Source organism: Caulobacter sp. 05T431 (assembly GCF_056665975.1).
In genome coordinates this window covers 225453-237566 of the sequence record NZ_JBFTKU010000002.1, presented here as the reverse complement: position 1 = coordinate 237566, position 12114 = coordinate 225453, and the positions used below count along the sequence as shown (strand labels likewise).

The window sequence follows — 12114 nt, the reverse complement described above, 5'->3', positions numbered from 1 at the left end:
ACCCCAGCGTTCCGCTCCCCTGGTCCCTTTTAAAGCGCCCGGCCCGTTAAAAGGCGGGTTCTGTCGCGCATGCGCCTTGATAGCGCGGGACTCCTTCGTCATATATCACTTGCGAACGCGGCGTCCCCCGGACTCCGCGCGAACTCATTCAACGATACCGCTTTAATACACAGCGCCCTTTAACAACACCGGAGCCGCCCTATTCGCCGTCCTATGCAAACGCCGCCCGTCAAGGATGGTCCGCGTATCAACGAAGACATTCGGGTCCCCCGCGTCCTGCTGATCGACCAGAACGGCGAGAAGCAAGGCGAGATGCCGATTTCCGCCGCTCTGGAAGCGGCAGAGGAAGCTGGCCTGGACCTGGTCGAGATCGTTCCCAACGCGAACCCTCCCGTCTGCAAGATCCTGGACTACGGCAAGTTCAAGTTCCAGGAGCAGAAGAAGAAGAACGAGGCTCGCAAGCGGCAGAAGATCGTCGAGCTCAAGGAAATCAAGCTGCGCCCCAACATCGACATTCACGACTATGACGTGAAGGCCAAGTCGATGCACCGGTTCTTCGAGGAGGGCGACAAGGTCAAGGTGACCCTGCGCTTCCGCGGCCGTGAAATGGCGCACCCGGAACTGGGCATGAAGCTGCTGCTCAAGGTCAAGGCCGACTTCGACGAGGTCGCCAAGGTCGAATACGAGCCCCGCATGGAAGGCCGCCAGATGATCATGATCCTGGCGCCGCGCTAAGCGCACCGGACATGCTCTCGAGAAAACGCCCCGGTCCCCAAGGCCGGGGCGTTTTTCTTTGCGCCGCGCACGCCGCCTCTGAAATTTCAGATAGCGGTCGCCAGGACGCGCGATGAGGCGTAAACCGCGCGGCCTGATGACCACGGTTTCCGCCCCCGACGCCCCGACCGCCCCCGCCGGCCTCAAGACCACGGCGGACGCCAGTCCGCGCGCGCTCTACGTGCTGCTGCTGGTGGTGTTCATCAACCTGGTCGGCTTCGGGCTGGTGATCCCGCTGCTGCCCTTCTACGCCAAGTCGCTGAACGCCAGCCCGTGGCAGGTGACGGCCATGTTCGCGGCCTACTCGCTGGGCCAGTTCCTGGCCGAGCCGTTCTGGGGACGGCTCTCGGACCGCATCGGCCGCCGTCCGGTGCTGATCGTCACCATCCTGGCCAACACCCTGTCCTATGTGGCCCTGGCCTTCGCCCCGACCATAGGCGTGGCCTTCCTGGTGCGTCTGCTCAGCGGCTTCGGCGGCGGCAACATCTCGACCATCCAGGGCTACATGGCCGACGTCACCCCGCCCGAGAAGCGGGCCGGGCGCATGGGCCTGCTAGGCTCGGCCTTCGGCATGGGCTTCGTGTGCGGCCCGGTGCTGGGCGCGTTCCTGCCGGACGTCGCCCGGCTGCTGGGCCATTCCGACACCGGCCGCCTGGCCTTCCAGATCCCGCTGCTGACCGCCGCGGCCCTGGCGGCGATCGCCTCGCTGGGCGTGTTCCTGTTCGTGGTCGAGAGCCGCGCCCCCAGCCACAAGGACGCGCCGGTGGTCCGCCGCCGCGACCACCTGGCCGCCGCCGCCGCCCACCCGGTGCTGTCGCGCGTGCTGCTGGTCACCCTGGTCTCGACCGCCGCCTTCGCCGGCATGGAGTCGGTCTTCGGCCTGTGGACCCAGGCCCGCTTCGACTGGGGACCGCGCCAGGTGGGCCTGTGCTTCGCGGTGATCGGGGTGATCGCCTCGGTCGGCCAGGGGCTGATCACCGGACGCCTCGCCCGCCGGTTCGGCGAGGCCAAGGTGCTGACCACGGGGTTGGGGATCATCGCGCTGAGCCTGGCCCTGACCCCGTTCGTGCCGACCGCCGCCTTCGTGCCCCTGGCCGTCGGCTGCACCGCCTTCGGCCAGTCGCTGGTCTTCCCCTGCGTGGCCGCCCTGATCTCGCGCGCCACCCCGCCCGACAAGCAGGGCGCCATGCTGGGCCTGAACATGGCCGCCGGCTCGCTGGCCCGGATGACCGGTCCGATGATCGCCGGACCCCTGTTCGGCCTGGCGATCGGCGGTCCCTACTGGCTGGGCGCGGTGCTGATGCTGCCGGCCGTCGCCTTCGCCCTGACCATCGAGCATCGCGTCAAGGCCGCGGCCTGAGTCTCGACAGCTTCGCCTTGGGACGCTAACCCTCTCAACATTGAGTTGGGGAAGTTCATGTTGAAGTTGTTCGCCGGCGCCGCCCTGGCCGCGCTGGTTTCGTCGGGCGCCGCCCTGGGCGCCTCGCTCGACGCTTACGGCCGCCTGCCGGCCATCACCGACGTCGAGATCTCGAGCGACGGCGCCAACCTGGCCTATATCGCCCACGAAGGCGGGAAAAGCCGGGTCGTCATCCAGCCGCTGAACGGCGGCGAAATCCAGAGCGTGGACTTCGGCACGGTCAAGATGCGCGGGATCATGTGGGCCGATCCGCTCCACGTGGTGGCCGAGGTGTCGCGCACCCAGGCCATCGAATACGTCACCTATGTGGGCGAGCAGTTCCAGGCCACCAGCATCAACATCAAGACAGGCGCCTCGGTCCAGATTCCCAAGCGCTCCTACGAGACGATCAACAACGTCCTGAGCTCCGACCCGATCGGCGGCGTGGTCGACGGCAAGCCGACGGTCTTCACCCAGTTCTACGCGGGCGAGGAAGCCAAGTCGTGGCAATTGGGTCGCTTCGACCTCTACCGCGTCGATCTCGACACCGGCATCGCCGCGATGGTCCAGATGGGCGACTTCGAGACCAACGACTATCTGTTCAAGACCGACGGCACGGTGGTGGCCCGCACACGCTATCACCGCGAGACCTCGCGCTGGTCGATGGAACTGCGCAAGGACGGCAAGTGGGTCGACGCCTATGTCGTCACCGCGCCGCTCGACGGCCCGGGCATGATCGGCCTGTCGCTGGACGAGAAGTCCGTCGTGATGTGGATTCAGGACGAGAAGACGACCGAGTATCGCCTGGCCAACGTGTCGATCGCCGACGGCAAGCTGGGCGAGCTGTACGGGCCCGACCAGCCGTTCAACGTCATGACCGACAATGCGAACCACGTCATCGGCACGGTCGTCGACACCGGCTTCAGGCAGTATCACTTCGACGAACCTCGCCTGGCCGCCGCCTGGGCGACGATCACCAGCGTCTTCCCCGGCCGTCAGCTGACGTTGCAATCGCATACGCCTGACTACGGCAAGATCGTCACTTTCGTCGAAGGCACTGGCGAGCCCGGCGGCTACTACCTGCTGGACCTCTCCGCCAAGAAGCTGAGCAAGATCGGTTCGGCCTATCCCGGTCTCGCGGGAACCGACGTGGCCGAGGTGCGGGCGATCAAATACGCGGCCGCCGATGGCCTGATGATCGAAGGCTACCTCACCCTGCCTGCGGGCAAGGCGGCCAAGGACCTGCCTCTGATCGTCTTGCCCCACGGGGGACCTCAAGCGCGCGACGAAGCCGGGTTCGACTGGTGGGCCCAAGCCCTGGCGTCGCGGGGCTATGCGGTGCTGCAGCCCAATTTCCGCGGCTCCACGGGACGCGGCCAGCGCTTCATCCGAGCCAGCGATGGCGAGTGGGGCGGCAAGATGCAGACAGATCTGTCGGACGGCGTGCGCTTCCTGGCTGGAAAGGGCCTGATCGATCCCAAGCGCGTCTGCATCGTTGGCGGCAGCTACGGCGGTTACGCCGCCCTTGCCGGTATTACCATGGACAAGGGCGTCTATCGCTGCGCCGTGTCGGTGGCCGGCATCGGCGATCTGCGCCAATTCCTGACGTTCAAGCAGCTTCGCGCCGGCGAGGAGAACCCGACGATCCGCTACTACAAGCGCATTTTCGGGGCCACCTCCGTCTCCGATCCCAAGCTGGACGAGCGCTCGCCCGAACGCCACGCCGCCGAAGCCGACGGCCCGGTGCTGCTGATCCACGGGAAGGAAGACACCGTCGTGCGCTACGAGCAGAGCACGGGCATGCGACGCGCCCTGGAGAAGGCCGGCAAGCCGGTCGAATTCGTCGACCTGCGCGACGAAGACCATTGGCTGTCGCGCGAGGCGACGCGGCAGCAGATGCTGGCCGCGACCGTCACCTTCCTCGAGAAGAACAACCCGCCGAACTAGTCCGACGGCGGACCTACGCGAGGGGCGGAGACGGCGCTTGCCTTCTCCGCCCCTTTCCCGTACTAACCCCGCCTTTCCGGAACCGCCTGGCCAGTTTGGCATGCCATGGCGGTTCGTCATGCTATCCAGAGGACGGGGCCGTTAAACGCTCCGACGCGAAATGCCTAAGTTGAAGACGAAGTCGGGCGCTAAGAAGCGCTTCAAGATCACCGCCACGGGCAAGCTCAAAGCCGGCGTCGCCGGCAAGCGCCACCGTCTGATCGGCCACAACGGCAAGTACATCCGCCAAAACCGCGGAACGAAGGTGATGAGCGAGGCTGACGCCAAGACCATCCGTTCGTACCTGCCCTACGGCCTTTAAGAGGAGCGCTGACACATGGCTCGCGTTAAACGTGGCGTCACCGCCCACGCCAAGCACAAGAAGGTTCTTGAACAGGCGAAGGGCTTCTACGGCCGCCGCAAGAACACCATCCGCACGGCCAAGGCCGCGGTCGACAAGGCCGGCCAGTACGCCTATCGCGACCGCAAGGTGCGCAAGCGCGCCTTCCGTTCGCTGTGGATCCAACGCATCAACGCCGGCGCTCGCACCGAGGGCTTCACCTACTCGCAGTTTATCCACGGCCTGGACGTGGCGGGTATCGTGATCGACCGTAAGGTCCTCTCGGACATCGCGGGCAACGACCCGGTCGCGTTCAAGGCCATCGCTGACAAGGTCCGCGCCGCCCTGGCCGCTTAAGGTCTTCTATCGGGTTCGTCCCGATTGCGATCTGTAAGAGCCCCCCCGGTGCGAGCCGGGGGGCTTTTTGCTGTCTGATCCCTGTCCTTCTCCCCTTGCGGGAGAACGTGGCCCGAAGGGCCGGATGAGGGGTCGAAAGGCCTTGCCGGACAGTTCTGAGAGACCCCTCACCCGTCGGGCTTCGCCCGCCACCCTCTCCCGCAAGGGGAGAGGGTTTCGGAAAGCCCCAAAACCGCCTAGACGGAACCCCGTCATGACCGATCTCACCACTCTCGAAGCCGATGTGCTGGCCCAGGTGGCCGCCGCCGGCGATCTCGCCGCCCTCGACGCCGTGCGCGTCTCCGCCCTGGGCAAGACCGGCTCGATCTCGGGCCTCCTGAAGACCCTCGGGTCGATGAGCCCGGAAGAGCGCAAGGAGCGCGGCGCGGCCATCAACGTCCTGCGCGACCGCGTGCAGACGGCGCTGAACGACAAGAAGGCCGCGCTGGAAACCGCCGCCCTCGACGCGCGCCTGGCCAGCGAGACCCTGGACCTGACCCTGCCGGCCCCGTATCGCCGCCGCGGCAGCGTCCACCCGACCATGCAGACCATGGACGAGATGATCGCCATCTTCGCCGAGATGGGCTTCGCCGTGGCCGAGGGCCCCGACATCGAGGACGACTTCCACAACTTCACGGCCCTGAACTTCCCGCCCAAGCACCCGGCGCGGGAGATGCACGACACCTTCTTCTTCAACACGAAGGAGGACGGCGAGCGCATGCTGCTGCGCACCCACACCAGCCCCGTGCAGGTGCGGACCATGGTGTCGCAGAAGCCGCCGATCCGGATCATCGCCCCGGGCCGCACCTATCGCGTCGACAACGACGCCACCCACACGCCGGTGTTCCACCAGGTCGAGGGTCTGGTGATCGACAAGGGCATCCACATGGGTCACCTGAAGTGGACCCTGGAGACCTTCCTGGCGCGGTTCTTCGAGACCGACGCGGTGACCACCCAGTTCCGGCCGCACCACTTCCCGTTCACCGAGCCCTCGGCCGAGATGGACGTGCAGTGCGACCGCTCGGGCGGCGAGATCAAGATCGGCCAGGGCACGTCGTGGCTCGAAATCCTGGGCTGCGGCATGGTCCATCCGAACGTGCTGCGCGCCTGCGGCATCGATCCGGACGAGTACCAAGGCTTCGCCTTCGGGATGGGCGTCGACCGCCTGGGGATGCTGAAGTACGGCATGCCCGACCTGCGCGACATGTGGGCGTCCGACAGCCGCTGGCTGAGCCACTACGGCTTCAGCGCCTTCGCCGCCCCCAACGCCGCCTCGGGACTGAGCTGATGACCCAGAGCTTCCAACCCGGCGGCCGCCCTGGCCGCATCCCGACCGACGCCCTGGCCAAAGTGTTCGAGAACCTCGACCTGTCGCTCTTCGACCTGTACCGCGCCAACTTCGCGGCGGGCCAGCGGACCATCACCGGCCGCACGTTCCGCAACTGCCGGATCGAGGGTCCGGCGGTGATGCTGGTGCTCGACAAGGTCAATTTCGACGCCACCAACTTCGGTCCCAACGGCGGCGACGTGCGCAACCTCGTGCTGCGTCCCGCCGGCCCCACCTCTGTCGTCGGCACGATCCCCGTCGAGGACTGCCAATTCATCAACTGCGAGTTCTTCGGCCTGGGCTTCACCGGACCCGACCAATTCCTTGATCAGTTGATGGCGCTGGAATCCCGGTGATGTCCTCGGTCGTCGCCATGGCCTGGGCTTGCGCCATCGGCCTGACCGCCGCCGGCCAGGCCGCGGCCGCCGTGCCGGTCGAGCTCTGGCGGACGGGCGACGACGGCCTGACCCTGCGCGCCTTCGACGCGCTGGAAAAGGCTTTCGGCGACGCGCCGGACTTTAGTCTGGCGCGGTCCGGCGAAGGCGCCGTCAAGGTGGAGATCACCAATCACCTCCGCTCCGACGCCGCGCTCCACGTCACCGCGCCCTATGCGATCTCCCGCGCGGGAGCCGCGCCGCTCGTCGGCGAGGCCGCCTGCACCGAAGCCACCCTGCCCGTCTGCGCCGACACGATCGTGAGCGCGACCCGCAAGTATCTGAAGAACCGGTAGACCCATGAAATTCACCCTCTCCTGGCTCAAGGACCACCTCGACACCGAGGCGTCCGCCACCGACGTCGTCGCCGCCATGACCATGGCCGGCCTCGAGGTCGAACACGTCACCGATCCGGCGTCGAAGCTGGCCGCCTTCACCGTGGCCAAGATCGTCGAGGCCGTGCAGCATCCCAACGCCGACCGCCTGCGCGTCTGCCAGGTCGACACCGTCGATGGCCGCAAGGAGATCGTCTGCGGCGCGCCCAACGCCCGTCCGGGCCTGACCACCGTCTACGCCCCGATCGGCGCCTATGTGCCGGGCCTGGGCGTGACCCTGGTCGAGAAGCCGGTGCGCGGCGTGGTGTCCAACGGCATGCTGTGCTCGGGCTCCGAGCTCGAGGCCGACGACGGCTCCGAGGGCATCCTGGAGCTCTCCAACGACCTGGCCGTCGGGACCCCCGCCGCCCAGGCCCTGGGCCTGGAAGCCGTCATCGACTTCGAGGTCACCCCCAATCGCCCCGACTGGCTGGGCGTGGCGGGCATCGCCCGCGACCTGGCCGCGGCCGGCGTGGGCACGCTGAAGGACCTGTCGATCGCGCCCGTGCCGGGGACCTTCCCCTGCCCGATCGCGATCAAGGTCGACGGCGACGCCTGCCCGGTTTTCGCCGGCCGCCTGATCAAGGGCGTCAAGAACGGCCCCTCGCCGAAGTGGCTGCAGGATCGGCTGAAGGCCATCGGCCTGCGCCCGATCAACGCCCTGGTCGACGTCACCAACCTGATCTCGTACGACCGCGCCCGGCCGCTGCACGTCTATGACGCGGCCAAGCTGGTCGGGACGGTGATCGAGGCGCGCCTGGGCCATCACGGCGTCAACGGCGACGAGCACCTGATCGCCCTGGACGGCAAGACCTACGAGCTGACCCCCGAGATGAGCGTGATCGCCGACGCCGCCGGCGAACGGCCGATCGGCCTGGGCGGCGTGATGGGCGGCGAGAGCACCGGCTGCTCGGACGAGACCGTCGACGTCTTCGTCGAATGCGCCTGGTTCGAGCCGATCCGCACCGCCCAGACCGGCCGCGCCACCGGCATCGCCAGCGACGCCCAGTACCGCTTCGCCCGCACGGTCGACACCGGCTCGGTCGTGCCGGGCCTGGAGCTGGCCACCAAGCTGATCCTGGAGCTGTGCGGCGGCCAGCCGTCGGACGTCGTCGTCGCCGGCGAGGCCCCGGCCGCGCCCGGCCCGATCCTGTTCGACCCGGCCTATGTCGGCCAGCTGTCGGGCCTGGAGATCGCCCCCGAGCGGTCGTTGAAGATCCTGACGGACCTGGGCTTCACGATCGAGCCGCCCAAGGACGTCTCGACCGCGGCCTTCGCCACCAACGCCGAGAGCGTGGTCTGCGTGACCCCGCCCACCTTCCGCCGCGACGTGGAAGGCAAGGCCGACCTGGTGGAAGAGGTCGCCCGCATCGCCGGCTATGGCGCGCTGCCCTCGACGCCCCTGCCCGAGGTCCCGCGCGCCGTCGGCGGCGTGCTGACCGCCAAGCAGGCCCGCGCCCGCACGGCGCGCCGCGCCCTGGCGGCCGGCGGCTACGCCGAGGCCCTGACCTACAGCTTCACCAGCCGCAAGACGGCCGAGCTGTTCGGCGGCGGCCAGGACGTGCTGGTGCTGGCCAATCCGATCGCCTCGGAGCTGGACTGCATGCGCCCGTCGCTGCTGCCCAACCTGATCGACGCGGCCGGCCGCAACGCCCGCCAAGGCTTCCCGGACATCGCCCTGTTCGAGATCGGCCCGGTCTTCTTCGGCGACCGCCCGCAGGACCAGAAGACCGCCGTCGCCGCCATCCTGGCCCCTCACGCCCCGCGCGGCTGGGACAAGGCGCCGGCCGAGAACGTGTTCGACGTCAAGGCCGACCTGCTGGCCCTGCTGGAGGAGATCGGCGCGCCGGTCGCCTCGCTGCAGACCGCCCAGGGTTCAGCCTCGTCGTGGTGGCACCCCGGCCGCTCGGCCCGCCTGCAGCTGGGCCCCAAGGCGGTGCTGGCCGAGTTCGGCGAGCTGCATCCGGCGGTCCTCAAGGCCCTGGACGTGGCCGGTCCGGTCTACGGCTTCGAGATCACGCTGGAAGCCGTGCCCGAGCCGAAGAAGAAGGCCATCAAGTCGCGTCCGGCGTTCTCGCCCTCGCCCCTGATGCCCCTGACCCGCGACTTCGCCTTCGTGGCCGACAAGGCCAAGGCGGCGGGCGACCTGGTCAAGGCCGCGGCCGGCGCCGACAAGGCGCTGATCGACGCTGTGCGGGTGTTCGACGTCTACGAGGGCCCCGGCGTGCCGGACGGCTCCAAGTCGGTCGCCCTCGAGGTGGTGGTCCAGCCGCGCGACAAGACCCTGACCGAAGCCGAGATCGAGGCCCTGTCGGCCAAGATCGTCGCGGCGGTCGAGAAGGCCGGCGGCAAGCTGCGAGGCTAGCGTCCTTCTCCCCCTGCGGGAGAAGGTGTCAGCCGGAGGCTGACGGATGAGGGGTCGCACCGGCGAAAGCCGTGCGGCCCCTTCTTCGTTCAAGGGGAAACGGACCGCGGTGCATGTCTTTTAGGCGCCGCAGCCCGATTTAAGGAAAACAGGCCGTTAAGCGCGGCCGAACGCCGCCAGGCCCGGCAAAGCCTTGCGCTCGCCCCAAGCCCACGCTACCTGTGTAATCGCACACGGAGTTTCCGCGCCATCATGCTCTCGCAGCTGGCCATGAACGTTCTGATCGCCACCGGCCTCACCGCCGGCGTCGCGATCTCGTGCGCGCGCGCCATTATGATGCAGGCCAAGATTAAAACCGTTCGTGTGCGAACGGGGCAGCACAGGCGCGCGGTCGACTAGACGACCAACAAGCCGAAAGATCGCAAGATCCGCAAAGCCCCGCTTCCCACCAGGAGCGGGGTTTTTGCTGTGCGGTCTTCGGTCCTCCCTCACACCCAAAGGACCCTGAAAACCCATGAGCTACCTGCCTTCCCCACCCGCCTTCCACTCCGACCACGAGGGCGTCACCGTCCACCAGCTGCTGCTGGCCGCCCAGGACGCGCCCTCGGCGCTGGAAGCCGTCCGCCAGGGCCTGGCCGACAGCGGCGCCGAGCTGTGCGCCCTGTCGATGAAGCCGGTCGGCCAGATCGTCGAAGGCAGCCTGCGCGTCCGCCACCTCAGCGACCAGGCCGCCCGCCTGCTGGCCCGCGACCTGGCCGCCTGGCCGGGCGTCACCTCGGCCAGCGTCGAGCATCAGTGGGTGCGGCCGTGAGCCTGGCGGAGGCCGCCAAACCGGAGGGCGACAAACGCCGCCTTTTCCTGGTGATCGCCGACGACACGCCCGACGCCCTGATGCGGGTGCTGGGCGTGGCCAACGTCCAGCAGACCCGGCTGCGCGCCCTGACCGCCCAGCCGGACGGGGCGGGCCTGTCGATCCGGCTGGAGCTGGACGACCAGGGCGACGAGCGGGCCCAGACCCTGGCCGCGCGCCTCTCGGCCTGCCCGTCGGTGCGCGGCGTCGGATTCGGCTGGCGCTAGGGTGTAACCTTTAGGCCGCGCCATCCGTATCCAGAGGTACGTCCTCCCCGGAGTCCCCCCATGATCCGCCGCCTGCTCGTCCTGATCGCCAGTTTCGGCGCCATCCTGCTGCCCGCCGACGTGCTGGCGGCCGGCAAGCCCGCCCCGCCCGCCACCGCCGTCTTCGCCGGCGGCTGTTTCTGGTGCATGGAGAACGACATGCGCGGCATCCCCGGCGTGCTGAAGGTCGAGAGCGGCTACACCGGCGGCCATGTCGACCGGCCCACCTATCGCGACGTGACCAGCGAGACCTCGGGCCATTACGAGTCGGTGCGCGTCACCTACGACCCGGCCAAGCTCGACTACGGCTTCCTGCTGTACAAGTACTGGAAGCTGGTCGACCCCACCGACGACGGCGGCCAGTTCTGCGACCGCGGCCCCTCGTACCGTCCCGCCGTCTTCGTCACCCCCGAACAGCGCCCGATCGCCGAGAAGTCGCGCGCCGAGGCGGCCAAGCGCCTGAAGACCGGCACGATGAAGGCCCAAATCCTGGACCTGAAGACCTTCTGGCCGGCCGAGGCCTATCACCGCGACTACGCCCGGAACCATTCGATCGAATACCACGCCTACCGCATGGGCTGCGGTCGCGACCTGCGGCTGAAGCAGGTGTGGGGCGGCTAGACGTCGTCGCATCAAGGTGGCGCTTGGGCCCGCGCGTGCGAGGGTCGATCCATGGTTGAACCCGACACGCCGTCCGCCAGCCTCGAAGACATCAGCGCGAGCCTCCTGAACGGCGATGGTCGTCCTGCTGGGCTGCGCCTTTCCGATCTTCCTGGTCTGGACGACCGTCGCCGGCCATCCTGATTGGAGTCATGAGGTGGCGTCCCTGCCGCCCGAACCGCGGGGATCGTGGAGCGAGAACGCCTGGCTGCTGACCCTCAGCGTCTTCCTGGTCTGGCAGGGCGTGAAGTTCCTGCGCAAGACCCTCGCCCTTCGGCGCACGCGCCAGCGCTGAGCCTGGCGCCGACCGCCCGGAAACTCAGGGGTTCCCCTGATTGACGCTCAGGCCGCTTGGCTCCGGAGTACGTCCAGCAAACGCGCCGCTGGACGAAGGCTGGAGATCGCACATGCCCCTGGAAAAGCGGTCGTTCGAGCACACGCTGGAAAAGGGGCTGTTCGCCTCGCGGTGGCTGATGGTCCCGATCTATCTGGGCCTGGTTTTCATGCTGGGCCTGCTGGTCGTCGTCTTCTTCCGGGAGCTGGCCCACGACCTGCCCAAGGCCCTGGGCTCCAAGCCCGAGTTCGCGATCATCCTGGCCCTGTCGCTGATCGACCTGTCCCTGACCGGCAACCTGCTGCTGATCGTCATCCTGGCCGGCTACGAGAACTTCGTCTCGCAGATCGAGACCAACTCCGGCGACCGGCCCAGCTGGATGGGCCGGGTCGACTATTCGGGCATGAAGATGAAGCTGATCGCGTCGGTCGCCGCGATCTCCGCCGTTTCGGTGCTCAAGCTGTGCCTGAAGATGAGCGAGGACCCCGATGTGGAGTTCGACCAGATCCGGCTGGGCTGGCTGGTCGGGATCCACGTGGCGTTCATCGTTTCCGGCGTGCTGATGGCCACGATGGACTGGATTTCCGGCAAGGTGACCCGGCACTGAAC

General features: G+C 67.9%; 15 protein-coding genes. All 15 read left to right on the top strand.

Annotation, left to right across the window (positions count from 1 at the left end; genetic code table 11):
• Window positions 1–213 precede the first annotated feature (213 nt).
• The 15 genes from infC to AC1U89_RS02770 all read left to right on the top strand — a co-directional run bounded on the left by infC (window position 214) and on the right by AC1U89_RS02770 (window position 12112).
• Window positions 214–735, top strand: coding sequence for a translation initiation factor IF-3 (gene infC, locus AC1U89_RS02840; protein WP_018061458.1), 522 nt, complete (start codon window positions 214–216; stop codon window positions 733–735).
• A gap of 136 nt (window positions 736–871) precedes the next feature.
• Complete coding sequence (locus tag AC1U89_RS02835) at window positions 872–2134, top strand: MFS transporter (protein WP_479898155.1); 1263 nt, start codon at window positions 872–874, stop codon at window positions 2132–2134.
• Between the two features lie 57 nt (window positions 2135–2191).
• Window positions 2192–4120 (top strand): alpha/beta hydrolase family protein, encoded by a 1929-nt coding sequence (locus AC1U89_RS02830; RefSeq protein WP_479898154.1) that lies wholly within the window; start codon window positions 2192–2194, stop codon window positions 4118–4120.
• Between the two features lie 160 nt (window positions 4121–4280).
• On the top strand, window positions 4281–4481 hold the full coding sequence (gene rpmI, locus AC1U89_RS02825) for a 50S ribosomal protein L35 (protein ID WP_018061454.1): 201 nt from the start codon (window positions 4281–4283) through the stop codon (window positions 4479–4481).
• Between the two features lie 15 nt (window positions 4482–4496).
• On the top strand, window positions 4497–4856 hold the full coding sequence (rplT, locus tag AC1U89_RS02820) for a 50S ribosomal protein L20 (RefSeq protein WP_018061453.1): 360 nt from the start codon (window positions 4497–4499) through the stop codon (window positions 4854–4856).
• Window positions 4857–5109: 253 nt separating this feature from the next.
• The gene (gene pheS / locus AC1U89_RS02815) at window positions 5110–6183 is read left to right on the top strand and encodes a phenylalanine--tRNA ligase subunit alpha (protein WP_479898152.1); all 1074 of its coding nucleotides are present in this window, start codon (window positions 5110–5112) and stop codon (window positions 6181–6183) included.
• On the top strand, window positions 6183–6578 hold the full coding sequence (locus tag AC1U89_RS02810; RefSeq protein ID WP_479898151.1) for a hypothetical protein: 396 nt from the start codon (window positions 6183–6185) through the stop codon (window positions 6576–6578). Before pheS ends, AC1U89_RS02810 begins: the two co-directional genes overlap by 1 nt.
• Complete coding sequence (locus AC1U89_RS02805; RefSeq protein ID WP_479898150.1) at window positions 6578–6952, top strand: hypothetical protein; 375 nt, start codon at window positions 6578–6580, stop codon at window positions 6950–6952. The genes AC1U89_RS02810 and AC1U89_RS02805 overlap by 1 nt, the downstream gene beginning before the upstream one ends.
• 4 nt (window positions 6953–6956) lie before the next feature.
• A complete protein-coding gene (pheT, locus tag AC1U89_RS02800) occupies window positions 6957–9395 on the top strand; it encodes a phenylalanine--tRNA ligase subunit beta (RefSeq protein WP_479898149.1) in 2439 nt (812 codons plus the stop codon).
• Window positions 9396–9647: 252 nt separating this feature from the next.
• Window positions 9648–9794: a hypothetical protein gene (locus tag AC1U89_RS02795; RefSeq protein ID WP_197026715.1), complete on the top strand. Its 147-nt coding sequence runs from the start codon at window positions 9648–9650 to the stop codon at window positions 9792–9794.
• A gap of 115 nt (window positions 9795–9909) precedes the next feature.
• Window positions 9910–10206: a hypothetical protein gene (locus tag AC1U89_RS02790; protein ID WP_479898147.1), complete on the top strand. Its 297-nt coding sequence runs from the start codon at window positions 9910–9912 to the stop codon at window positions 10204–10206.
• Window positions 10203–10472 (top strand): hypothetical protein, encoded by a 270-nt coding sequence (locus tag AC1U89_RS02785; protein ID WP_479898146.1) that lies wholly within the window; start codon window positions 10203–10205, stop codon window positions 10470–10472. Before AC1U89_RS02790 ends, AC1U89_RS02785 begins: the two co-directional genes overlap by 4 nt.
• 63 nt (window positions 10473–10535) lie before the next feature.
• On the top strand, window positions 10536–11132 hold the full coding sequence (gene msrA / locus AC1U89_RS02780; RefSeq protein WP_479898352.1) for a peptide-methionine (S)-S-oxide reductase MsrA: 597 nt from the start codon (window positions 10536–10538) through the stop codon (window positions 11130–11132).
• 115 nt (window positions 11133–11247) lie between these two features.
• Window positions 11248–11466, top strand: coding sequence for a hypothetical protein (locus AC1U89_RS02775; protein WP_479898145.1), 219 nt, complete (start codon window positions 11248–11250; stop codon window positions 11464–11466).
• A gap of 112 nt (window positions 11467–11578) precedes the next feature.
• Window positions 11579–12112, top strand: a complete 534-nt coding sequence (locus AC1U89_RS02770) for a YqhA family protein (protein ID WP_029913812.1) — start codon at window positions 11579–11581, stop codon at window positions 12110–12112.
• The last annotated feature ends 2 nt before the right edge of the window (window positions 12113–12114 follow it).